19 protein-coding genes and 1 tRNA gene are annotated in these 24,327 nt (G+C 54.4%); 15 read left to right on the top strand and 5 right to left on the bottom strand.

Going from position 1 to position 24,327, the window contains the following annotated elements:
- Positions 1–100 precede the first annotated feature (100 nt).
- The 6 genes from G9Q38_RS09890 (at position 101) to G9Q38_RS09865 (ending at position 6,707) form a co-directional block, all read left to right on the top strand.
- Positions 101–1,078: a COX aromatic rich motif-containing protein gene (locus G9Q38_RS09890; RefSeq protein ID WP_205962282.1), complete on the top strand. Its 978-nt coding sequence runs from the start codon at positions 101–103 to the stop codon at positions 1,076–1,078.
- An 11-nt stretch (positions 1,079–1,089) separates the two neighbouring features.
- Entirely contained in the window at positions 1,090–3,204 is a 2,115-nt protein-coding gene (locus G9Q38_RS09885; RefSeq protein WP_370523890.1) for a cbb3-type cytochrome c oxidase subunit I, read from the top strand.
- Positions 3,201–3,833 (top strand): cytochrome c oxidase subunit 3, encoded by a 633-nt coding sequence (locus G9Q38_RS09880; protein ID WP_166130468.1) that lies wholly within the window; start codon positions 3,201–3,203, stop codon positions 3,831–3,833. The genes G9Q38_RS09885 and G9Q38_RS09880 overlap by 4 nt, the downstream gene beginning before the upstream one ends.
- Positions 3,830–4,156, top strand: coding sequence for a cytochrome o ubiquinol oxidase subunit IV (cyoD, locus tag G9Q38_RS09875; protein WP_166130466.1), 327 nt, complete (start codon positions 3,830–3,832; stop codon positions 4,154–4,156). The genes G9Q38_RS09880 and cyoD overlap by 4 nt, the downstream gene beginning before the upstream one ends.
- Positions 4,157–4,275: 119 nt before the next feature.
- The gene (locus G9Q38_RS09870) at positions 4,276–5,583 is read left to right on the top strand and encodes an NAD(P)/FAD-dependent oxidoreductase (protein WP_166130463.1); all 1,308 of its coding nucleotides are present in this window, start codon (positions 4,276–4,278) and stop codon (positions 5,581–5,583) included.
- Between the two features lie 167 nt (positions 5,584–5,750).
- Entirely contained in the window at positions 5,751–6,707 is a 957-nt protein-coding gene (locus tag G9Q38_RS09865) for an FUSC family protein (RefSeq protein ID WP_166130461.1), read from the top strand.
- 45 nt (positions 6,708–6,752) lie between these two features.
- Here G9Q38_RS09865 and G9Q38_RS09860 read toward each other — a convergent pair.
- Positions 6,753–6,837 (bottom strand) — tRNA-Leu (locus G9Q38_RS09860).
- 123 nt (positions 6,838–6,960) lie between these two features.
- Between G9Q38_RS09860 and dapC the strand changes: the two genes are divergently transcribed.
- The 5 genes from dapC (at position 6,961) to G9Q38_RS09835 (ending at position 13,084) form a co-directional block, all read left to right on the top strand.
- Entirely contained in the window at positions 6,961–8,154 is a 1,194-nt protein-coding gene (gene dapC / locus G9Q38_RS09855; RefSeq protein ID WP_166130458.1) for a succinyldiaminopimelate transaminase, read from the top strand.
- A 98-nt stretch (positions 8,155–8,252) separates the two neighbouring features.
- Positions 8,253–9,074 (top strand): 2,3,4,5-tetrahydropyridine-2,6-dicarboxylate N-succinyltransferase, encoded by an 822-nt coding sequence (gene dapD / locus G9Q38_RS09850; RefSeq protein ID WP_166130456.1) that lies wholly within the window; start codon positions 8,253–8,255, stop codon positions 9,072–9,074.
- Positions 9,074–10,204 carry a succinyl-diaminopimelate desuccinylase gene (gene dapE, locus G9Q38_RS09845; RefSeq protein ID WP_166130453.1) on the top strand — a complete coding sequence of 377 codons (1,131 nt, stop codon included), beginning with the start codon at positions 9,074–9,076 and terminating at the stop codon, positions 10,202–10,204. Before dapD ends, dapE begins: the two co-directional genes overlap by 1 nt.
- A gap of 13 nt (positions 10,205–10,217) precedes the next feature.
- Positions 10,218–11,114 (top strand): 50S ribosomal protein L3 N(5)-glutamine methyltransferase, encoded by an 897-nt coding sequence (gene prmB / locus G9Q38_RS09840; RefSeq protein ID WP_166130450.1) that lies wholly within the window; start codon positions 10,218–10,220, stop codon positions 11,112–11,114.
- On the top strand, positions 11,111–13,084 hold the full coding sequence (locus G9Q38_RS09835; protein WP_205962281.1) for an ABC-F family ATP-binding cassette domain-containing protein: 1,974 nt from the start codon (positions 11,111–11,113) through the stop codon (positions 13,082–13,084). Before prmB ends, G9Q38_RS09835 begins: the two co-directional genes overlap by 4 nt.
- A 15-nt stretch (positions 13,085–13,099) precedes the next feature.
- Here G9Q38_RS09835 and G9Q38_RS09830 read toward each other — a convergent pair whose 3' ends face one another.
- From G9Q38_RS09830 to purN, 4 genes are all read right to left on the bottom strand, one after another.
- A complete protein-coding gene (locus G9Q38_RS09830) occupies positions 13,100–15,385 on the bottom strand; it encodes a UvrD-helicase domain-containing protein (protein WP_166130447.1) in 2,286 nt (761 codons plus the stop codon).
- Complete coding sequence (locus G9Q38_RS09825) at positions 15,382–16,593, bottom strand: DesA family fatty acid desaturase (protein WP_166130445.1); 1,212 nt, start codon at positions 16,591–16,593, stop codon at positions 15,382–15,384. The genes G9Q38_RS09830 and G9Q38_RS09825 overlap by 4 nt, the downstream gene beginning before the upstream one ends.
- A 77-nt stretch (positions 16,594–16,670) precedes the next feature.
- The gene (locus G9Q38_RS09820) at positions 16,671–17,897 is read right to left on the bottom strand and encodes an RsmB/NOP family class I SAM-dependent RNA methyltransferase (protein WP_205962368.1); all 1,227 of its coding nucleotides are present in this window, start codon (positions 17,895–17,897) and stop codon (positions 16,671–16,673) included.
- Between the two features lie 148 nt (positions 17,898–18,045).
- Entirely contained in the window at positions 18,046–18,729 is a 684-nt protein-coding gene (purN, locus tag G9Q38_RS09815) for a phosphoribosylglycinamide formyltransferase (RefSeq protein WP_166132368.1), read from the bottom strand.
- A gap of 106 nt (positions 18,730–18,835) precedes the next feature.
- On the opposite strand from purN, the gene G9Q38_RS09810 reads away from it, so the two are divergent.
- Genes G9Q38_RS09810 through coaBC form a run of 4 tightly spaced genes read left to right on the top strand, consistent with a single transcriptional unit; the run spans position 18,836 to position 24,319 of the window.
- Positions 18,836–19,801 (top strand): bifunctional riboflavin kinase/FAD synthetase, encoded by a 966-nt coding sequence (locus G9Q38_RS09810; protein WP_166130440.1) that lies wholly within the window; start codon positions 18,836–18,838, stop codon positions 19,799–19,801.
- On the top strand, positions 19,791–22,625 hold the full coding sequence (gene ileS / locus G9Q38_RS09805) for an isoleucine--tRNA ligase (protein WP_166130437.1): 2,835 nt from the start codon (positions 19,791–19,793) through the stop codon (positions 22,623–22,625). The genes G9Q38_RS09810 and ileS overlap by 11 nt, the downstream gene beginning before the upstream one ends.
- Positions 22,618–23,118, top strand: a complete 501-nt coding sequence (gene lspA / locus G9Q38_RS09800; RefSeq protein ID WP_166130434.1) for a signal peptidase II — start codon at positions 22,618–22,620, stop codon at positions 23,116–23,118. Before ileS ends, lspA begins: the two co-directional genes overlap by 8 nt.
- On the top strand, positions 23,111–24,319 hold the full coding sequence (gene coaBC, locus G9Q38_RS09795) for a bifunctional phosphopantothenoylcysteine decarboxylase/phosphopantothenate--cysteine ligase CoaBC (protein WP_166130432.1): 1,209 nt from the start codon (positions 23,111–23,113) through the stop codon (positions 24,317–24,319). Before lspA ends, coaBC begins: the two co-directional genes overlap by 8 nt.
- The last annotated feature ends 8 nt before the right edge of the window (positions 24,320–24,327 follow it).

The raw sequence follows: 24,327 nt of genomic DNA, 5'->3' as shown, positions 1-24,327 counted from the left end.
CACAACCTAAATAACAAGCTGAACTGCTCAGCACAACAATTACGCCAAAGCATTGCCTCTCTTCATATAAGTCTTGTATCCTTTGGTTAAGGGAGGAATTATGTTGAATCATGTCAGTGGCGTCCGCTTATTCTATAAACGCATTTCCTCCATTTTTTGCGCTCTGGTCGCGCTACTGATTCTCCCAGGTACCTTTGCCACCTCGCTGGCTCAGGAAGCCGCAAAGTCCGGCGCCGTAGCAACATCGCAAGGCTTTATGGATCCCGCGGGCCCCGTAGCTGCAGCCCAGCTATCACACTTCGGAACAATCAGCTTGATCATGGCCGCACTCGTGATCATTCCGATCTTTATTGCAATTCCTATTATTCTGATACGCTACCGTCGCGGAGCACGTGGCGCCTACAAACCCGATTGGGAGTTCAATTGGGGGGTCGAACTGTTCATCTGGGGTTTGCCCGTCGTAATCATTATCCTGCTGGCCACCGCCTTATGGAAAGACACTCACAAATACGACCCTTATACGCCGCTAGGTGAGGACCCACTTCAAATTCAGGTCGTATCGCTCGACTGGAAATTCCTTTTCCTTTACCCGGAACAAGGTATCGCCACGGTCAACTTCCTAGCTTTGCCCGAAAAACGCCCGGTCACGCTTACGCTAACCAGCGGCACTGTCATGCAATCGTTCATGGTCCCTCGCCTGGCCGGGCAGATATACACAATGGCAGGCATGACAACAAAACTGAACCTTATCGCCGACGAGCCAGGCACGTACCTGGGTCGCAACATGCAATACAACGGCACCGGGTTTGCCGCGCAATCGTTCCGCACTGAAGTTATGGCACACGACGCGTTCACTGCCTGGGCCGAAAAAATGCGCAACGCCCCCAAGCAGCTTAACTGGCAAGGGTACGAAACGCTGCTTAAACCCTCCATTGTCAGGGAACCCATGCTCTACTCCTCATTCGACCCGGAACTCTTCAACAAAATCATTACCAGCTTTGCGCCCGAACGGCTCAACATGACTGCCGACATGCACAAACAACACGGCCATCAAGAAGTGGCGAAGGTGAACAAATGACCTGGGAAACAATATTTGGGCGACTCACTTGGGACTCCCTGGTTTTTTCCGGTGCCATAGAAAACCCGTCCGCAAGCGAATTCGTTGCCTCGGGCGCGGGCAGCGTTGTGGTACTTGGGGGCATCGCCTTATTCATATTGCTCGCCGTCATGAAGTGGTGGCGACCGCTCTGGACAGATTGGCTCACCAGCGTCGATCACAAGAAGGTCGGCATCATGTACATCGTACTGGCCATTGTCATGTTCTTGCGCGCGGTCATCGAAGCCGCCGTGATGCGTTCGCAACAATTGGCCGCCTACGATGGCGCGGGTTACCTTTCGGCCGACCATTTTGGCCAGCTCTTCACCACGCATGGCACGATCATGATTTTCTTCGTGGCCATGCCCTTTATTACGGGTCTGATGAACTACGTGATGCCACTGCAAATCGGCGCACGCGACGTCAGTTTCCCCCGGCTTAACGCTATTTCGCTCATGCTGACGGTGGCCGGCGCCATACTGGTGATGATTTCGCTGGTCGTGGGCAAATTCTCAACCGGTGGCTGGACAGCCTACCCGCCCTACACCGGCATCGAATTCAGCCCCGGAGAAGGGGTCGATTATTGGATATGGGCCGTCACGCTAGGCTCTATAGGCTCCACGCTAACAGGCATTAACTTCGCCGTTACCATCTACAAGAAGCGCTGCCCGGGCATGAACCTTTTCCGCATGCCGATGTTCACCTGGACGACGCTCTGCACATCCATCCTGATGATTTTCGCCATGGCGCCGTTAACGGCGGCCAGCTTAATGCTTGCACTCGACCGCTACGCCGATTTCCATTTCTTCACCAATGGCGACGGCGGCAACATGATGAATTTCGCCAATCTTTTTTGGCTGTTCGGTCATCCTGAAGTGTACATTCTTGTGCTCCCCGCCTTCGGCGTTTGGTCTGAGGTAGTTTCAACGTTTTCCGGCAAACGTATCTACGGTTATACCTCGCTGGTGTGCGCAACCATGTGCATTGCCGTCTTTTCATTCTGCGTCTGGCTACACCATTTTTTCACTATGGGCCAAAGCGCCGGCGTGAACGCTGCGTTCGGCATTGCCACCATGCTCATCGGCATTCCTACAGGGGTGAAAATCTACGACTGGATGCTAACCATGTACCGTGGCCGCATCCGTTTTACCGTACCCATGCTGTTCCACATCAATTTCCTGTTCATGTTCGTGCTGGGTGGCTCTACGGGCATCTTGCTGGCCAACCCCACAATCGACTTTCAGGTCCACAATTCGCTGTTCCTGGTAGCCCATTTCCACAACGTGATCATTCCCGGCGTTCTGTTCGGCATGTTTGCCGCCGTGCAGTTCTGGTTTCCAAAGGCGTTCGGCTTTCGCCTGCATGAAGGGCTGGGCCGCAAGGCGTTCTGGTTCCTCGCGCCCGGCTTCGTGTTGGCTTTCTTCCCGTTGTACTGGATCGGCATGATGGGGGCAACACGCCGCACGGCAACATGGGCCGACCCCGCCTATCACATCTGGTTTGCCATTGCCATGTTGGGCGCCGCAATGATTTTGGCCGGTACTGCGCTGCTCATTGCCCAAGTGGTTGTTTCCGTGAAGCGCCGCAAAGAGCTGGCCGTGCCGCTGGGCGATCCCTGGGACGGCCGTTCGCTAGAGTGGTCTATTCCCGCTCCCGCGCCGAGCTGGAACTTCGCGGTCGTGCCAACGGTGTTTTCTCAAGACGCGTTCGATGCCGCCAAATGCAACGGCACCGCGTACCAAGCGCCGGCCAAATATGAAGACATTCATGTGCCACGTAACTCTGCCATAGCCCCGCTGATCGGTCTTTTTGCCTGCGCTAGTGCGTTCGGCCTGATCTGGCACATTTGGTGGCTGGCTATTATCGGGTTTGTCATGGTTTGGGCGGTCGTCATTGTCAGCTCATTCAATCTTGATACTGAAGAAACCATCCCTGCCGACGTGGTCCGCGCTCAAAACGAGGCTTTCCTCGAAGCCGTTCGCAACGCTCCCGGTGTCACGCGTGATGATGAAACCAGTTCAGCCAACCAAGGCAAAGCAGTACCGGAACGACATGAAAATAGATTTGCGCAGAATATGAAAGGCAACATGACTGAGGCCACGACATGAAGCTTTATCAACGTCTCCATCCCGGTGTTAATCTGGGGCCAACCGACCCGGAAAGCCACGAGGAGGCCGAAGAGAAGATCTTCGGTTTTTGGATCTTTTTGATGAGTGATCTGGTCCTGTTTTCGGTCCTGTTCGCCACTTATGCAGCAATGAGCATACAAGGCGTTGCGCAAGGCCCGAGCCCGAAGGACATTTTTGACCTGAGCCCGGTCTTTCTTGAAACAATGGTACTGCTTGCCTCCAGCTTTACCTTCGGGCTGGCCATACTCGAGCTCAAATACCGGAAAAATCAAAGACGACTAGCGCTCTGGCTTACGCTTACCGGGCTGCTGGGTGCCTTATTCGTTGGCCTTGAATTAAACGACTATCGCATACTGTTAGCGGAACATGGCGCCGCCCCGCAAACCAGCGGTTTTCTCTCTGCTTATTATCTTCTTACCGGCACACACGCGCTGCACGTTTCGGTTGCCATCATTTGGCTTATTGTTCTTGCTGTTCAGCTTGCCACATTGGGCCCAGTTGGTCCGGTCAAACTGAGGCTGATGCGGCTAGCGCTTTTCTGGCACATGCTCGACATCATCTGGATCGGCATTTTCACCTTTGTTTATTTATACGGGGTCGTTTTATGAAACAGGGTGTTTCTTCAACCGGGCATCACGAGGAAAGTGCAGAACAGCGCGACTACGTTAAGGGTCTTGTGCTCGCCTTCGTTTTAACCGTCGCCTCTTTTTCAGTGGTCTGGTTCAAATTGCTAACCGGCCCGGCTGCATTAATTTTGCTCGGCATCCTCGCACTGGTTCAGTGCGCTGCACAGATTCGGTATTTTTTGCATGTAGACGGCCGCTCACACCGCGACGACCTGCTGTTGATCCTGTTCACGTCGCTTATCGTTTTGATTATCGTCGGCGGAACGATCTGGATCTTGTGGAATCAGCATGCACGCATGATGTAAGACAAAACAATCATATATTCTCGCTCATGATACGTTGTTCGGGTACGCCATCGTTCAGTCCCAGTGACTTACCCACTCTATATTTCAAGTAGAGATCACCGAACCAAGGGGGGTCTGATATGCAAGAATTTTTTCCTGCCTCACCTCATATTGTTATTGTAGGTGGTGGTGTTGCCGGCATTGAAATGGCAACACAGCTTGCACGCAAACAGCGCCACGGCCTCGCTCGTTACCATATTTCATTAATAGATTGTGATACCGCCCATGTCTGGAAGCCGATGCTTCACACTATTGCTGCAGGCACCCGAGACGTAGGCCAACAGCAGACTCCGTTTGCCGCCCAAGCGCGTGCTGCGGGGTTCAAATATGAGCCAGGTGAAATGTGCGGACTTGATCGCGTCAAGCGCGAAATATTGCTTGCCCCGATATTGGCCAACGACGGCCATGAGTTGGTTCCCGCCAGACGCGTGCGTTACGACGTGTTGATATTCGCCGTCGGAAGTACCGCAAATGATTTTGGTATTTGCGGCGTACACGAGCATTGCGTGATGATCGACTCTCGACGCCAGGCGCTTTCGTTCAACGAATCAATTCGAAACCATATTTTCGAGAGTATCGGCCGGAATCGTGATTTGCGAATCAGTATCGTTGGGGCGGGTGCAACGGGTGTAGAGCTTGCTGCTGAACTGATGCAGTTGGCAGATGAAACTCAGGCCTATGGCGCCCCTGGGCTGCGTGAACGGGTTCGAATTACGCTCATTGAAGCAACGGACAGGATTCTTGGCGCATTTCCAAAACGTGTCTCTGCGCTAGCCACTCAACGATTACGGAAATTAGGTATCGAGGTGCTGCTGGACACGCGAGTGAGTTCGGCACGCGAAGATGGGTTCGAATTGAGTAATGCGGACTTCTTACCGGCCACAGTGCGGGTTTGGGCTGCAGGCGTGAAAGCGCCCGAATTCCTTGCCCACCTAGAAGGGCTCGATACCAAACCCAACAACACACTGGTGATCAACCCCACTTTGCAAACAGTTCGGGACCCATCTATATTTGCGGTAGGCGATTGCGCGAGCCTAGTCCTACCCGGCCGCGAGCATCCCTTACCACCAACGGCCCAGGTAGCGCATCAACAAGCCCGCTATCTGGTTCGACATCTACCTGCTTTACTCGAAAACAAACCCGTTCCCCCTTTCAGGTATCGCGATTTTGGCGCCCTTGTTTCGATTGGAGACTACGATGCCTACGGCTCCCTGGGCAAGTTCCGGCTGTTTCGGGGCGGATTCATACGTGGGCGCCTTGCGTCATTCAGCCACATGGCACTCTATCGCACACACCAAGCCAGATTGCACGGCTTTTGGCGTGGCGGCTTACTTTGGCTGGTTGACTTGATTAATTCACGGGTTAAGCCTCCAGTCCGTCTGGACTGAGTCCGGCACATATTAAAACCACCCGCCACCACACAGTTAAGTCAAGCTAAGGTCGGACAGTTAAACTTCTCAAGAAAAAACAGGGAATGCACATGTCGATAAATTGGCCATGGGGCCGGGCCATTCGGGCTGCGATCAGTATCTTTCTGCCTTTTATGGGTGGGCTCATGCTAGACAACATCATGGCAGGGATGTGGGTTGCCATGGGATGTCTGATGATGATCACCGGGGAAATATCAGGGCGTTACCGTGACGTATACCGGGCCATGCTTATTTCTGCATTGATCGGCTCATTGGGATACCTGGCTGGGTACTTGCATATATTGCCATGGAGCATTGTTGTTGTAATGATGATGCTGTCGGGAGCGGTAGCCCAACTCCTTAGCGGCGTTAGCCATACCTTATCAATTGCAATGCTGCAATTTTTATTGTTGGCCTCTATTGCCTTGGGGGTCCCTTCGATCAATAACTTTTGGATGCCCGTTTTTCTGTACCTTGCGGGTATGGCACTTTACGCGCTTGTATTAAGCATTGAAATTGTGATCTGCAAATACAACACGCTCCAGTCGAAAAACAAATATAAAACGTCGAAGGCTGCAGATCAAAGCCCCAAAAGCAAATCAGTAGAGTTTAATTTTGTAAAACCATCAGGTTTTCAATATGCGCAGAGCGGCGCCTTAGCAGTATGCCTGGGCATCGCCTATGGCATTCACTGGGTTGATGATAATCCACATTGGTTCTGGATTCCACTCGCCGTAGGACTCATCATGAAACCTGACCTGGGCCCAATTCATAAACGGGCTCGCCAACGGATAACCGGAACATTACTGGGCGTTATCCTCGGCGTGTTGATCTTAATCGTCATTCCCAAAAGTTATGCTTTTGTTCTGATTATGGCCGTATTGGCCGGCATATTACCTTGGGCAATGAAATACTCGTATGCCCTGCAGGCCGTTTTTCTGACACCATTAATCTTGATGTTGATTAACATCATTCTACCTGGCAGCGCCGATATAAATTACGCGATTCAACGATTATTGGACACCATCATCGGAAGCATGATTGTTATTGCGTTTGGCTACCTGCCCTTGAAATGGTATCAGTCAAAATATCTGAAACATTAAGTCCGGCCGAACGGCCTTGTCGGTGACCTACAAGCCAAGAATAGATGGTGCGAACGGAGAGACTCGAACTCTCACACCTCTCGGCGCCAGAACCTAAATCTGGTGCGTCTACCAATTCCGCCACGTTCGCATGTATGGGAAGCCAGATAGTATAACAGTAGAAACCTGCCTCAGTAAAACCAGAACGCAATATAAACAAGTTTTTGGGGCTTGTTAAAATGGCCGGCTACACGCAACCAGCGCATACAACATAATGAACCCGCTTCTTGGCAACCTGCATCCTTATCCGTTCGAAAAACTTCGACAGCTATTAGCGCAAAATACCGCCGCGCCTCATTCCAACCCGATCAGCCTATCAATTGGTGAACCCAAGCACGATACGCCGCCTTTCATCAAGGAAGTGCTCAGTGCTTCTTTGGATGGGCTTGCGGCGTATCCGCCCACCAAAGGCGACGTAGCGCTACGGGAAACGATTGCCCAATGGATTGCGCGGCGATACGACATTCCAGCCCCAAACCCCGATACGCAAATCCTGCCGGCACTGGGGTCGCGCGAGGCGCTGTTTTCGTTTACCCAGGCGGTCATCGACCCAATGGCCAACGCTTATGTTGTTTGCCCAAACCCCTTCTACCAAATCTATGAAGGTGCCGCCATTCTGGCCGGTGCGCAGCCATACTACATTAACGCCGAAGCTGAACGCCAATTTGGTTATGACTGGCAAGCCGTCCCGCGCGATGTATGGCAGCGCACGCGGTTGGTGTTTGTCTGTTCGCCCGGCAACCCGGCCGGCAACGTGATGACACTGGACGAATGGCGCACTTTGTTCGCTCTCAGTGATGAATTCAACTTTGTCATTGCAGCCGACGAGTGCTATTCCGAAATTTACTTTAATGAAGCTGACAAGCCATTGGGCGGCCTACAAGCCGCGCGACAACTGGGGCGTGACACATACAAGAACCTGGTCTGTTTTTCCAGCCTGTCGAAGCGGTCTAATGTGCCCGGGTTACGGTCGGGCTTTGTGGCCGGCGATGCCGACATCATGAAAGCCTTTCTTTTGTATCGAACTTACCATGGCAGCGCCATGAGCGCGGTGGTGTCGAAAGCCAGTATCGCCGCCTGGAATGACGAACAGCATGTTGCCGAGAACCGACGCCTGTATCGCGAAAAATTCGATGCTGTCCTGCCGATCCTGCAACCGGTGCTAAATGTTGAAAAGCCGCAAGCTGGTTTTTACCTATGGGCCGCCACACCCTACTCTGACACTGAATTTGCGCTAGACCTGCATACCCAAACAGGCGTAACCGTTTTGCCAGGCAGCTTTCTGGCCCGCGAGGCACACGGCATAAACCCAGGCCATAACCGCGTGCGAATGGCACTGGTAGCGGGTAAGGAACAGTGCATAGAAGCCGCCTATCGCATCGCCGCCTTTTTAAAGCAACGGGCGTAGCAATAACGAAGCGACTCACCAGACCCAACAGGCCAGACAGAGTCAACTACAATCAAGTCATCGTTTTCAACTTCTAACCTTTAACCTAAAAAACTATCATGAGTCACGATTTACAAAACACCATTGAACAGGCTTGGGAAAACCGCGCCGATATCAGCCCCACCACTGCCGGTGCAGCCGTGCGCGAAGCCGTTGCAGATACCCTGGCCAAGCTCGATCAGGGCACATTGCGCGTCGCTGAAAAGCAAAACGGCGACTGGGTTGTGCACCAGTGGGTTAAAAAAGCCGTGCTACTGTCATTTCGCCTTGAAAACAACCATATTGTTGGTCAGGCACCGGTTCAGTACTACGACAAAGTGGGTCTGAAATTTGCCGACTACACCGAAGCCGATTTCGCCAAAGGCGGATTCCGCGTCGTACCACCGGCCGTTGCGCGCAAAGGCTCCTTCATTGGAAAGAATGTGGTGCTGATGCCTTCTTATGTCAATATCGGCGCCTATGTCGATGAAGGCAGCATGGTCGACACCTGGGCCACCGTCGGATCTTGCGCTCAAATCGGCAAAAACGTTCACTTGTCGGGTGGCGTGGGTATTGGCGGCGTACTGGAGCCACTGCAGGCCAATCCCACCATTATTGAAGACAATTGCTTTATTGGCGCCCGCTCGGAAGTCGTGGAAGGCGTCATTGTGGAAGAAAACTCGGTGCTGGCCATGGGCGTGTTCCTGTCACAAAGCACCAAAATCTACGACCGCACTACAGGTGAAGTCGTATACGGTCGTGTTCCATCAGGCTCCGTTGTGGTGCCCGGCACCTTGCCTGCAGCCGATGGCTCACACAGCCTGGCCTGCGCGGTAATTGTGAAGCGTGTTGATGCACAAACGCGCGCCAAAACCAGCATTAACGAACTATTGAGGGCCTAATGTCTTCTGTGCTGGAGTTCACCAAAGCACTCATCGCCCGCCCGTCGGTTACGCCCGACGATGCGGGCTGCCAGCCCATGCTGTCGGAACGCCTTGCCGGCGTGGGATTCAAAGGCGAAACGCTGGTGTTTGAAGAAGTCACTAACCTCTGGTTGCGCAAAGGCACTCAGGCTCCGTGTGTCGTGTTTGCCGGCCATACCGACGTAGTACCCACCGGCCCGCTTGAGCAATGGGATACCGACCCTTTCGAACCCACGGAAAAAAACGGCTTTCTATACGGGCGCGGCGCGGCCGACATGAAAAGTTCCATTGCCGCCTTTACCATTGCTGCTGAAGAATTCGTTACCCAACACCCCGATCATAAGGGGTCAATCGCCATGCTTATTACATCGGACGAAGAAGGTCCGTCTGTAAATGGCACGGTGAAAGTGTGCCAAGCCTTGTCGGCGCGTAATGAAAAATTTGATTTCTGTATTGTGGGCGAGCCCACGTCATCCAAAACATTGGGCGATACGGTTAAAAACGGGCGGCGCGGCTCGTTATCCGGCCATTTAACGGTTAAAGGAAAACAAGGCCATGTCGCGTATCCGCATCTGGCCATTAACCCGATTCACGTTCTGGCCCCAGCTTTGCAGGAGCTCACACAAGAAGAATGGGACACCGGCAACGAATATTTCCCACCCACAACATTTCAAATTTCCAATTTGCATTCCGGCACCGGCGCCACCAATGTCGTGCCCGGCGCGGCTGAAATCATGTTCAACTTCCGGTTTTCCACCGAAAGCACGCCGGAATCACTGAAACAGCGGGTACATGCCATACTCGACCGCCATCATATCGAATACGACCTACTCTGGACGCTTAGCGGCGAACCCTTCTTAACTGAAACAGGCGCCTTAAGCCAAGCGTTATGCCAGGCCATTAAAGATGAAACCGGGGTAAAAGCCGAACTGTCCACCACGGGTGGTACCTCAGACGGCCGTTTTATTGCAAAAATTTGCCCGCAAGTGGTGGAGTTTGGCCCCATTAATGCCAGCATCCATCAAATTAACGAACATATCGACCTTGCCGCCCTGGAGCCGTTAAAGAACATTTATCGGCGCACGCTTGAAAACCTGTTGCTTAATTAACCAGGAGCCGGTTATGCACCCCTCTGCCCATACCGAACTTTTCACCGTCCGCGATTTATTGCGTTACACCGTTACCCAATTCAACGCGGCTCAGCTGAGTTTTGGGCACGGCTCCGACAACGCCTGGGATGAAGCAGTTTATCTATTGCTGCACACCTTGCATTTACCGCTCGACACGCTGGATCCGTTCCTCGACGCCCGGGTGTTGCCCGAAGAACGCGAGCGCTATCTAAAGCTGGTAGCGCGTCGGTTGGATGAACGCGTACCCGCTGCTTACCTGACCGGTGAAGCGTGGTTGCAAGGGCACCGCTTTTTTGTCGATCCTCGGGTCATTGTGCCGCGCTCACCCATTTCCGAGTTACTGGCCGACAACCTTGAACCTTGGGTGGTTGACCCCGACGACATCGACTTTGTGCTCGACTTGTGCACGGGCTCGGGGTGTCTGGCCATTCTGGCTGCGCTGGCCTTCCCCAATGCTCAGGTCGATGCCGTCGATGTGTCGGAGCACGCACTGGAGGTGGCCGACCAGAATATTGAATACTTCGGCCTGGATGGCCGAGTCACCGTGCACCAAAGCGATCTGTTCAACAACCTACCCGATTGCCAATACAACCTGATTATTTGCAACCCACCTTACGTCAACAGCCATTCAATGGAATCGCTTCCGGCAGAATATCGCCATGAACCCACCAACGCGCTGGCAGGCGGAGACGACGGCATGGATCTGGTACGCCGTATCCTGAACGATGCACCCCAATTTCTGGCGCCCAACGGCTTACTGGTACTGGAAATAGGCAATGAATTCGAAAACTTCATTACTGCCTTCCCCGAATTTGAGCCGGTATGGCTCAGCACGGCAAATGCCGACAACCAGATTCTGCTACTGACGCGGGAGCAATTGGCGTCGTGATTCGAGCAAGTGGCATTACCCTGCGCCGGGGAACCAAAGTTCTGCTGGACGACACCAGTTTCGTTGTTAACCCGGGCGAGCGACTGGGCATTGTGGGCAAGAACGGTGCGGGGAAGTCCACCCTCTTCGCGCTATTGAAAGGTGAACTTGACCTGGATGCAGGTAACCTGGAAATGCCCGCATCGTGGCGCATTGCCAGTGTGGAACAAGACATTCATCACCCCCAGCGGCCTGCCCGCGAATTCGTTATCGACGGCGACAAAGGTTTGCGTCAGTTACAGGCCGAACGCGAACAGACGCCCGACGCCGAAGGCCACCGTATCGCTGAACTGGAAACCGCCCTGGTCGAAGCCGACGCCTGGACAGCGCCCTCACGGGCGGAGCAGCTTCTGGCGGGGTTGGGTTTCACTCCCGACACCTGGATGAAACCGGTGAATGAATTTTCCGGCGGCTGGCAAATGCGTTTGGCACTGGCCCGCGCTCTCATGGCGCCCTCGGAACTATTGCTGCTGGATGAACCCACGAACCACCTGGACCTTGACGCCATGCTTTGGCTGGAGAAATGGCTGGCAGCCTATTCCGGTACGGTCATTGTCATTTCCCACGATACCGAGTTCCTCGACGCTGTTGCCCGCAGCATTCTGCATTTCGACCAGGCCAAACTGGTTCGCTACAAAGGCGGTTATGAAGACTTCCTGACGCAACGTGCGGAACGTATGCGCCAAACCCGTTTGGCGTGGGAGCGGCAAACACGGGAAACCGCCCGTTTGAAACAGTTTATTGACCGCTTCAAGGCCAAAGCCACCAAAGCCAAGCAAGCCCAAAGTCGGGTTAAAGCGCTGGCACGTATGGAAACTTTGGCGCCCCTGCACGCTGAAGCGGGTATCGACCTATATCTGCCCTCGCCAGACTCAATGCCGGATCCGCTTTTGATTCTGGATGACATCACAACGGGGTATCGGTCTGGGCAAAGTGAGACCCCGATTTTGAAGAACGTGAGGCTGATGCTGCGTGGCGGTGCCCGAATTGGCGTTCTGGGCGTGAACGGTGCCGGCAAAAGCACCCTGATCAAAACGCTGGCGCAAGAACTGCCTGCGTTGGCCGGACATTACCGCCCTTCCAAAGGCTTGAATATCGGCTACTTTGCCCAGCATCAACTTGAAATGCTGGATGCCGGCAGCACACCGCTGCAACACCTTGTCCGCATTGCCCCTGACGAGCGTGAGCAAACCCTGCGCAATTATCTGGGCCGCTTTGGTTTTAGCGGCGATATGGTTAATCAGAATATTGCACCGTTATCGGGTGGGGAAAAAGCACGTTTGGCCCTGGCTCTGATTGTTTGGCAAAAGCCCAACTTGCTGCTTCTTGACGAGCCCAGCAACCACCTGGATGTTGACACCCGAGAAGCGCTGGCCACTGCGCTGGCAGAGTACGACGGCAGTATGCTATTGGTATCGCATGATCGCCACCTACTGCGCACCACGGTTGACGAATTCTGGATTGTGGCCGACGGTGGCGTAACCGAATTCGACGGCGATCTGGACGACTACCGCGAGTGGCTTTTGCAACGTAGCGCCCAGCAACGTACTGAGGCGCGGGAAGAGGCCCGCGATGCGGGCAATGAAAACTCAAACAGCGGCGCCGGCGAAACGGAGGCCGACCGAAAAGCGCGTAAGCGGCTAGAAGCTGAAGCACGCCAGCGTTTGTCGGCTCAGCGCAAACCGCTTGAAAAAGAATTGCATACCATTGAAAAAAAGATGGACACCTTGCGTGAACGCCTTCAAACGCTGGATGCCACAATTGCCGACACCGAGTTGTATACCGACGCCCGGCGAGATGAGCGGGTGAAAGTATTAGCGGAGCATGGCGAATTAAACAAACAGTTAGAACAGGCCGAAACCCGCTGGCTGGAGCTACAAGAAGAAATAGAAGCGCTGGAACAGCAGTTTAATGAAGCAACGCACCCGTAAGGGGGTGCATTAACCTTAACTGGAAACGATATCCAGTTTCGCTACACCCAGCGCCAGCGTTTTCGTCCCCACGTCGCGAAACTGAATTTGTGCCTGAGCATCGTTGCCCATGCCGCTTAAGCCAATAATCGTACCGTCACCAAACTTGGCATGATGTACGCCTTGACCAATGCGAAATAGTTTTTCACCCACCGTGACACCACTAGTCGCGAGGCGCGGTTCGCGCGGCGACATCGCGCCGGTAGACGGACGATTATAGGCATCGCCACGCCGATACCCGCCGCCCGACCACGACGAGCCCATGCTTGAACCCATTGCGGCACCCATGGTCGACACCTTAGGCGTCAGCCATTTCAAATGGGCGTCAGGAATTTCCTCCAGAAAGCGCGAGCGCATGGCATAACGGGTTTGCCCATGCAACATTCGGCTTTGCGCCAACGTAAGATATAAACGCTTGCGCGCCCGTGTCATGGCCACGTACATTAAACGGCGTTCCTCTTCCAACCCGCCTTGCTCGGTCAGGCTGTTTTCATGTGGAAACAGGCCCTCTTCCAAACCGGTCATAAAGACCGAGTCGAACTCAAGCCCTTTCGCCGCGTGCACTGTCATGAGTTGAATGGCGTCTTCACCGGCACGCGCCTGATTATCACCGGCTTCCAGTGAGGCATGCGACAAGAATGCATCAAGCGGTGACATGGTAGGAGGCCCCGCCATATCGAGGGGGTCAAACGCTTCCCGTGCCGCTTGCGACAACGCCGGTTCGCCCACCATACCTTCCTCACCCACAAAAACCGCCGCCGCGTTCACCAATTCCTGAAGGTTCTCAAGGCGATCCTCGCCCTCTTTCTCGCCCATATAGAAGTCACGTAGGCCGCTGTGATGCACCACATGCTCAATTATTTCAGGAAGCGGCAGATAATGTGCCTGTTCGGTTAGTTGCGCCAACAGTTCGGCGAAAGCCTGCAACTTGAGACCACTTTTGCCGCTTAAGGAATCCACAGCACCATACAGGCTGGAACCGGCGGCCCGCGCTGCGTCACCCAACTGCTCCAACGTACGCGCGCCAATGCCGCGCGCGGGGAAATTCACTACCCGAAGCCAAGATGTATCGTCATTGGGGTTGGTAATCAAGCGTAAATATGCCAGCGCATGCTTGACTTCCTGACGCTCAAAAAAGCGCAGGCCGCCATAAACCTTGTACGGCAAGCCGCTGGAAAACAAAGCATGTTCAATAACACGCGATTGTGCGTTGCTTCGATACAGTACGGCAATGTCGCTACGTGTGTGACCATCATTTACCAATGACTTGATTTCATCCACGACCCATTGTGCCTCGAGCAAGTCGGTACCTTGCTCACACACACGCACCGGCTCGCCTTCTCCCTCTTCGGTCCACAGGTTCTTCCCCAGACGGGCTGCGTTATGTGCAATCAGCGCGTTGGCCGAATCCAGAATATGACCGTGGGAACGATAATTCTGCTCAAGGCGAATGACATTGCCTTTGGCATAATCGCGTTCGAATGCGGCCATATTGCCCACATTGGCGCCGCGAAACGCATAAATAGATTGGTCGTCGTCCCCTACGGCAAACAATGACGCCCCCCCCCCAGCCAGCAACTTTAGCCAACGGTACTGTAAATCGTTGGTGTCCTGAAATTCGTCGATAAGAATATGCTGAAAACGGCGCTGATAGTGTTCACGAATAGGTGCGTTGCGCGACAAAAGCTCATAGGCACGCAGCAACAACTCGGCAAAATCCACGACGCCTTCACGCTCACACTGGGCCTGGTATTGCTCGTATATGCTGATTAGACCGCGGCGGTGGGCATCCCAGGCATCAACCAGGTCGGGTCGCAAACCCTGCTCTTTAGAGCCGTTAATGAAACGCTGAACATCACGCGGCGGGTATTTGTCGTCATCAATACCGGCCGCCTTGATTAAACGCTTAATAGCCGATAGTTGATCGGCTGAATCCAATATTTGAAAGGTTTGCGGCAAGCCCGCGTCGCGATGATGCGCCCGCAACAAGCGGTTGCACAAGCCATGAAACGTACCCACCCACATGCCGCGGGTATTAATGGGTAATAAGGACGATAAGCGCGTGAGCATCTCACGCGCTGATTTATTGGTAAAGGTAACCGCCAACAGTCCGAATGGACTCACCTGACTGGTTTGAATAAGCCAGGCCATGCGGGTGGTCAGCACCCGGGTTTTACCACTGCCTGCACCGGCCAGCACAAGGGCATGGCCTTCAGGCAGGGTAACAGCAGCTTGTTGTTGTTCGTTAAGCGACCCGATCATGCCGCATAGCGGCGCAGACGCAAGGCGAACTGCTCAAGCCCTTCAATGCCGCTTTGCTGAGCCCGATGGCACCAGGCTTGCAAATCTTGCAGCAATTGTTCACTGCTGGCACTTGAGCTTTCCCATATACGGGTAAGCTCTGTGCGCATTTGAACCAATGTGGATAGCGACTGATTCTGCGCCAGAACGATATCGAGGTCGGCCTTTTGCGCAGGCTCTAACCGGCTTTCATCCGTATGATGCAACCAGTTTTTGGCACGCGCCAGCAACGACCAGTGACAATCGGCGCTGCCGATGCGACGCTGGGGCTTTAGACGGGCGAGTTCATCGGATGCCGTTTTCTTCAGCATGTCGGTGTAGCGGGCCAGCACTTCATAGCGGTGCAAAATAATGCCTTCCAATGTGCTCTCACTAACCGCCGGCACAACCGGCTTCAGCTTCAGCTTGGGCGCCATACGACGCACTTTGGCCAAGCCTAAAACACGCAGCATTTGAATATAACCCCAGCCAATGTCGAACTCGTACCACTTGGTGGAAAACTTGGCCGACGTGCCATAAGCGTGATGGTTGTTATGAAGTTCTTCGCCACCGATAATTAAACCGATGGGAAACACATTCGTGCTGGTGTCCGGGCTGGCGTAATTGCGATAGCCCCAGAAATGACCCAGGCCATTCACCACACCGGCAGCCCAGAACGGAATCCAGGCCATTTGGATCGCCCATACGGTTAGGCCCAGGAAACCAAACAGCGCAACGTCGATAGCCAGCATGATCAGGATACCCATCACACTGTGACGCGAATAGATGTTCTTTTCCATCCAGTCATCGGGCGTGCCGTAGCCGAAACGCTTGAGCGTTTCTTCATTGGTCGACTCGCGACGGTACAGTTCCGCACCCTGGAAAAAAACCCGGTTAATACCGAATACCATAGGTGAGTGAGGGTCGCCCTCACGTTCGCACTTGGCATGATGCTTACGGTGAATGGCAACCCATTCTTTGGTCACCATACCGGTGGTCATCCAAAGCCAGAAGCGGAAAAAGTGCATGACTGCCGGATGCAGATCAATGCCCCGATGCGCTTGGCTACGGTGCAGAAAAAGCGTAACGGCAACGATGGTAATGTGCGTTAAAACCAGCGCCACCAATGCAACCTGCCACCACGAAAACTGCAGTAAACCACCGGAAAGAAAAGAAAGAATGTAATCCATAAACCTGTTCAGGCCTTTTAAAGTAAAACCAACTAAGTGTAGCGTAGATGAATGCTGTATGACAGGGGTTGTTGCAATTAGTTCTTGGCCCGTTCCAGCACTGCAGCGAAAAAGCCGTCTGTTCCGTGGGTGTCGGGCCTTAAAACCATATAGGGAGTATCAAACGTTAGGTTTTTACAACGGTCTGTAAGGATATCGCCGGCATTCAACAAGGAAAAATCGGAATTTTCCGCCAGAAAAGCCTCCACCTGCTGCTGATTCTCTTCGGGCAACACGCTGCACGTCGCATAAACCAGCCGCCCGCCCGGCGCCACGCAGGCAGACGCCTGTTTAAGAATACGACTCTGCAAGGCGCAAAGCTCTTGCACTGATTCGGGACTTTGGCGCCATTTCAAATCGGGATTGCGCCGCAACGTTCCCAACCCGCTGCACGGCGCGTCGACCAAAACCCGATGTGCCTTCCCACGCAAACGCCGGACACGCTGATCGTTATCGTCTGCAATAACCACCGGCACAATGTTCGATAAACCGCTGCGGGCAAAACGCGGCTTGGCACGCGCCAGCCGCGCAGCTGAAACGTCGAACGCGTACAGGCGTCCGGTAGAACGCATCAATGCACCCAGAAGTAACGTTTTGCCCCCCGCGCCGGCGCAATAATCAATGACCATTTCACCGCGCTTGGGCGCCAACAAGGCAGCCAGTAACTGGCTGCCTTCATCCTGCACCTCAATTTCACCCTTCTCAAACAGAGACCACCGGTTCACGGGCGGACGACTGTGAATTCGAATACCCCACGGCGAATAAGGTGTAGGTTGCGGATCTAGTGTTGCAGCCGGCCCTGCTTCCAGCAAGCGCAGCACCGTATCGCGATCGGTTTTAAACGGATTCACCCGCAAATCCAGCGGCGCATTGCTATTCAGCGCAACAATAAGGGACTCACCATCAGGCAGCGCCTGCATCCGCTGAACGAGCCAATCGGGCAAACTTTCTCGCACGGCCAGCGGCAAAGTCCCCAAGTCAACCTGCGTGACGTGCTCCAGCCATACTTGCTCATGCTCCGACAAGGCCTGCAACAGCACCTCGGGCCGCATGATGCCCGATAACCCCATAATGGCCAGCCGACGCGACAATGGCCCTTGCCCGCTTTCCGCAAGATGGCGATATAGACGTAAATGACGCAGCGTTTTGAAAAAAGCGTCAGCCAACTCGCTACGATCTCGCGAGCCCATTTTTGGATTCATACGCATCCAACGCGACAGCACCGCGTCCGCCGGATGAATCCACTTCACCGCCTGATCGAGCACAGCCCTGAGCTGTTCAATACGGATTGCGGCCGGCGACACCGCACCGGCATCACTCTTGCCGCTTCGGTTATTGCGCTGTGCCGACTTGCCTTTCTCCGATGTGCTGTGACGTGTCGGTACGGTCACGCCCGCGCCATGTTTTCGACCGTCAGACCTGCGTGGATGATTCATTTCCTGCCCTAAGTATTTTTAACTGCGCCGGAGACTCCGACGACGACAATGCAACATAAGCGCGTGGGGCAACGCCGGCCACGTCGACTCGCCCATTTTTATTCAACGCGACACGCCCCTGTACCAGCCAGGTCACCACATCGGGATACAAACGGTGCTCGGCCAACCGCACCCGATCGGCCAAACGCCGGGGGGTGTCATCGGGATGCACAAAGACGGCAACCTGGGCCACGATGGGCCCGCTATCAAGATCGGGCGTCACAAAGTGTACCGTGCACCCATGCCATTGAACGCCGGCTGCCAAAGCCTGCTCATGCGTTCGCAACCCCGGAAAGGCCGGCAGCAACGACGGATGGATGTTCAGCATGCGCCCCGCATATTGCTCGACGAAACCCGGCGCCAGCACACGCATAAACCCGGCCAGCAAAATGTAATCGGGCTGCTCCCGGGCAACCACATCCGCCAGGGCGGTATCCCATTGGCGCCGTGTTGAAAAAGCGGCGGACGCCACCACATGCGTGGTGAGACCTTGCTCACGGGCCCACGCCACACCGGGGGCGTCGGGGTCGCTGGACACGACCGCCACGACCTCGGCGTTCAGGTTTTGTTGCCGAATTCGGTGCACAATAGCCCGCATATTTGTGCCCTGCCCGGAAATCATGATGAGCAGACGACATGAACGGCCATCTTGCGGTGCATCGCTAGTTTGAATAAATGACAAAATGATTTCCCTGAGCAACCCAACATAAAATTGTAAACTGTTGTTCGTGAAAAATACCCTTAAAATTTATCGGTCTCTGCCCCGCCACGATAATCATTGTCCAAGTGCCGTCACAATCGGCAATTTCGACGGTGTGCATCGGGGCCACCAAACCATTCTTGCGCGGGTGGCGCATATCGCCGCGCAACGCCAGTTGGCCTCAACGGTCATGACCTTCCATCCGCACCCGCGTGTGTATTTTGCCCGCAAAGGCAATCGGCCGGAACTCATGCCCACTCAAATCAGCAGTTTGCGCGATAAGGTTTGGGGCATTAATCGCCTGAATATTCAACAACTGGCATTATTGCGGTTTAACGAAGCGTTAGCCAACCTGACGGCTGACGAATTCGTTCAGCAAATGTTAATTCAGGGTTTGAACACACGCTGGCTTCTGGTGGGCGAAGATTTCCGCTACGGCCATAAACGGCTTGGCGATATTGAACACCTGCGCCGCGCCGGCCGACGTAACGGCTTCGAAGTGGAAATCATCACCGATGTCGTCGATGAACACGGTCACCGTATTTCCAGCTCAGAAGTCCGCACCGCCCTGGCCGTGGGCAATCTCGACCGTGCCGCGCATTTGCTGGGCCACCCTTATCGCATCAGCGGGCATGTGGTGCATGGCAAGAAGCTGGGCCGTACACTGGGCTACCCCACCCTGAATATCCGCGTACCAGAGCTGTGCGCCGCCCGCTCGGGCATTTACGTCGTACAAGCCTACGGTCTGGCAGAGCAACCGTTAAATGGTGTGGCCAGCCTGGGTGTGCGCCCCACCGTTGATGAAGCGGGGCGAATCATGCTGGAAGTGCACTTGTTCGACTGCAATATCGACGCTTACGGTAAACTCACACGTATAGAATTCCTGAAGTTTCTTCGCGACGAAGAGAAATTTCCCGACTTACCGACAATGACCGCCGCCATCGACAACGATGCGCAGCGCGCTCGCGATTACTTTTCGCTCCATGGACTATAGAAAAACGCTTAACCTGCCCGAAACTCCTTTCCCAATGCGCGGCGACCTGGCCAAGCGAGAACCCAAATGGGTTGCCGAATGGGAGGAAAACAGAATTTACGCCGCCATCAGGCAAGCCAGTAAAGGTCGCCCCAAGTTCGTACTGCACGACGGCCCCCCCTACGCCAACGGCGATATTCATATTGGCCATGCCGTCAACAAGGTGTTGAAAGACATCATCGTGAAAAGTCGCAATATGGACGGCTACGACGCGCACTACGTACCCGGCTGGGATTGCCATGGCATGCCCATTGAAATTCAAATTGAAAAAAAGTACGGTAAACATTTACCGGTAGAGGAAGTGCAAGCGAAAGCGCGCGCCTATGCGCACGAGCAAATAGAACGTCAGCGTGTCGACTTCAAACGCCTGGGCGTGTTGGCCGACTGGTCGAACCCCTACCTCACCATGAACTACCAGAATGAAGCGAACGAACTGCGGGCACTGGGTCGCATCATGGAAAAAGGGTTCGTATTTCGTGGCCTGAAACCGGTTAACTGGTGTTTCGACTGCGGGTCGGCGCTGGCTGAAGCAGAAGTCGAATACGCCGATCGCACCGACCCCGCCGTTTACGTAGCCTTCCCGTTCAATGACCCTGAAGCCGTTGCCAAAGCATTTGAACTGAAGGAAGCGAAAACAGGCGCGATTGTGATCTGGACGACCACCCCTTGGACACTACCTGCCAACCAGGCATTAAATGTGCATCCGGAATTAGATTATGCGCTGGTTGAACTGAACAGCCCGCGCGCCGGCAGCAGCTGCCTGTTGATTGCCGCCGAACGAGTGGAAAGTTGTTTGCAGGAATGGGAACTGGAGGGCACGGTTATTGCACAATGCAAAGGCAGTGTCCTGGCCGGCCTGGAATTCCGCCATCCCCTTTACAGCGTTCACGACGGCTATCAGCGTATTGCCCCTGTTTATCTGGCGGACTACGTTTCCTTGGAAACCGGTACCGGCGTGGTGCATGCCGCCCCGGCATATGGGGTTGACGATTTCTTGTCATGCCGCTCGCATGGGTTGCACGACGACGACATCATTAACCCGGTCATGGGCGATGGTCATTATGTCAATTCGCTTCCCCTGTTTGGTGGCCAGCTTATCTGGAAAGCCAACCCGGAAATCGTGAAAGCGATCGACTCAGCGGGCAACCTGCTTAAACAGGATCCACTCAAGCACAGCTACATGCACTGCTGGCGCCATAAAACACCGGTTATTTACCGTGCCACCAGCCAATGGTTTGCGGGCATGGACCGCGAACCCTCAAGCGGGCCCACACTGCGCGAAATGGCGCTGAACGGCGTGGAGAGCACACAGTTCTTTCCCTCCTGGGGGCGTGCACGCCTTCATGCCATGATTGCTAACCGCCCCGACTGGACCTTATCGCGCCAGCGTCAGTGGGGCGTACCGATGGCATTTTTCGTTCACAAGGAAACCGGTGAACTTCACCCCCGCACACCTGAATTGCTTGAGCAAGTGGCACAGCGGGTGGAAAAAGAAGGCATCGAAGCCTGGCAAAGCTTGGATCCCGCTGAATTATTGGGTGACGAGGCGCCACTATACGAAAAGAATCGCGACACACTCGACGTCTGGTTCGACTCGGGTACCACGCATGCCACCGTGCTGGGCGGGCGTGACCACGACATGAACGGGTCGCACGCAGATGAACTCACCTGGCCGGCCGACCTGTACCTGGAAGGCTCTGACCAACATCGCGGCTGGTTCCACTCTTCATTGCTTACCAGTTGCATGCTCTATGGGCGCGCACCCTATAAAGCCTTACTGACCCACGGTTTTGTGGTCGACGGCAAAGGGCGCAAAATGAGCAAATCGGTGGGTAACGTCGTGGCCCCACAAAAAGTATCCGATGCTTTAGGGGCGGAAATTCTGCGTCTGTGGACCGCATCCACCGACTATTCCGGTGAGCTGTCGATTTCCGATGAAATTCTGAAGCGGGTTGTTGAAGGCTACCGCCGGATTCGCAACACCTTGAAGTTTCTTTTGGGCAACATCAACGACTTCGACCTGAAACGCGATGGCCTAGCCATTAACGAATTGTTCGAAATCGACCGCTATGCCCTGGTCATGACCCAAACCATGCAAGACGAAGTGCTGGAATGCTACCGACGCTACGAATTCCACACTGCCGTATCGCGCTTGCAAATTTTCTGCTCGGAAGATCTGGGGGCGTTCTACCTCGACATTCTTAAAGACCGCCTGTACACAACCGGCGCCCAAAGCCAGGCGCGCCGCTCGGCGCAAACAGCGCTTTATCACATTACTCATGCACTGCTGCGCCTCATGGCGCCTATTTTGTCGTTCACAGCCGAAGAGGCGTGGAAAGACTTACACAACGGCAATACGCTTACTATTTTTACCGAACGCTATCATGCCCTGCCGGCACAAGCGAATGCCAATGAGCTGTCGGAAAAATGGGCACGTTTGCGTGAAATTCGCGCCGAAGCCATGCGCCGCATTGAAGACGTTCGGGCCACCGGTCAAATCGGTTCCTCGCTGGCTGCGGAGCTCGATATCTATGCGCACGGCAGCGACCTTGCCTTTTTACGCTCGCTGGATGACGATTTGCGCTTTATTATGATTGTTTCCCGTGCCACCGTACACGATCGCGAAGGCGAGATGGCTATTAAGGTGAGTCCAACTCAGCAAGAAAAGTGCGAACGTTGCTGGCATCACCGCGCCGACGTCGGGCAGAACACGGACCATCCCACTATATGTGGCCGATGCACCTCCAACCTCTTTGAAACAGGCGAATCACGCCATTATGCCTAAGCAGCCACGCGCCTTTGTTGCCTGGCTGCTGGGTGCGGCCGTCATTGTCGGCCTCGACCAGTGGACCAAGGTGTACTTCGACTCGACGTTAACGTATGGCCAGCGTCTGCCGGTTTTATCATTCTTCGATTTCACCTTGTTATACAACCCAGGCGCCGCATTTAGCTTTCTGTCCGATGGCCAGGGCTGGCAACGCTGGTTGTTTACCATTATTGCAGTAGGCGCAATTGTGCTCATTTTGCATCTGCTCTGGCGCAGCCGCGGCCAGCACCTGTTTTGCGTGGCGCTTATGGCAATTCTGGGCGGGGCAATCGGTAACCTGATTGATCGTGTCCAACATGGCCACGTCGTCGATTTCTTGCTATTTTATTGGCAGCAATGGCATTTTCCGGCATTCAACATCGCCGATGTCTCAATTACCGTAGGTGCGATATTGCTGATTCTTGATGAAATACGCCGCATTCGGCGGCAGGCGAAAAAAAACCATGAGTGATCTTGATCACAAACAGATTGTGCTTGGCCTAAGTGGCGGGATTGCCTGCTATAAAAGCGCCGAACTGCTGCGCAGAATGCAAGACGAAGGTGCAGTCATTAACGTTGTCATGACACAGTCGGCTACCCGGTTCATTACACCGGTTACTTTCCAGGCGTTGTCAGGTAACCCCGTTTACACCGACGCCTGGGACACTCGGGTCCCGAACAACATGGCGCACATCAACTTAAGCCGCCAAGCCGATGCCATTGTTATTGCCCCGGCCAGCGCCAACCTGCTGGCGCGATTAGCCAATGGCCTGGCCGACGACTTACTCACCACCCTGTGCCTGGCGCGTGGAAATTGCCCTTTGCTGGTAGCGCCGGCCATGAATCGTGAAATGTGGGAGCATCCCGCCACGCAGCGAAATATACGGCAACTGCGTAGCGACGGCGTGCTTGTTCTTGGGCCTGGAACCGGAGATCAGGCTTGCGGGGAAACGGGTGACGGTAGAATGCTGGAGCCGCACGAACTGCTTGCTGAAGTCATTGCTTTTTTTCAACCCAAATTACTGTCCGGAAAGCGCGTACTTGTTACGGCAGGCCCCACGGCCGAACGCGTAGACCCCGTGCGCGTGATCAGCAACCGCTCATCAGGGAAAACCGGTTACGCCATTGCCCGCGCAGCGCGCGAGGCCGGCGCCAACGTCACACTGGTTTCCGGGCCGACCGCGTTGCCGTGCCCTTACGGAGTTAAACGCATTAGCGTGGAAAGTGCTCGGGAAATGCATGCGCACGTATTAGGGCAAGCGCACAACGCAGACATCTTTATTTCGGTTGCGGCGGTCGCCGATTGGCACGTAAGTAACGCAAGTGAACAGAAACTGAAGAAAACCGATAGAAATGGGCCGCAGCCGCCGCACATTGCATTTGCACCCAACCCCGACATTCTTGCTGAAGTGGCTGCGCTTAAAGACGGTCCCTGGTGTGTCGGCTTCGCCGCGGAAACCGAAAACCTCCATGAATATGCGCAAGCCAAACGCCAACGCAAAAATATTCCGCTACTGGTGGGCAACCTGGCACAAGACGCCATGGATGCGGACACCACCACTTTTGTCCTGTTTGATCAGAACGGTCATCAAGACCTTCCCCTTCTGCCCAAGCAACAAGCCGCACGCGAGCTGATTCATGCCATCGCCAACCGCATTTCCGATCGCGCCTGAAACGCCCG

The organism is Pusillimonas sp. DMV24BSW_D, assembly GCF_011388195.1.
In the GTDB taxonomy this organism is placed as follows: Bacteria; Pseudomonadota; Gammaproteobacteria; order Burkholderiales; family Burkholderiaceae_B; genus Neopusillimonas; species Neopusillimonas aestuarii.
Note: the sequence above shows the minus strand (reverse complement) of the source record. Positions and strands in the feature narration are given on the sequence as shown.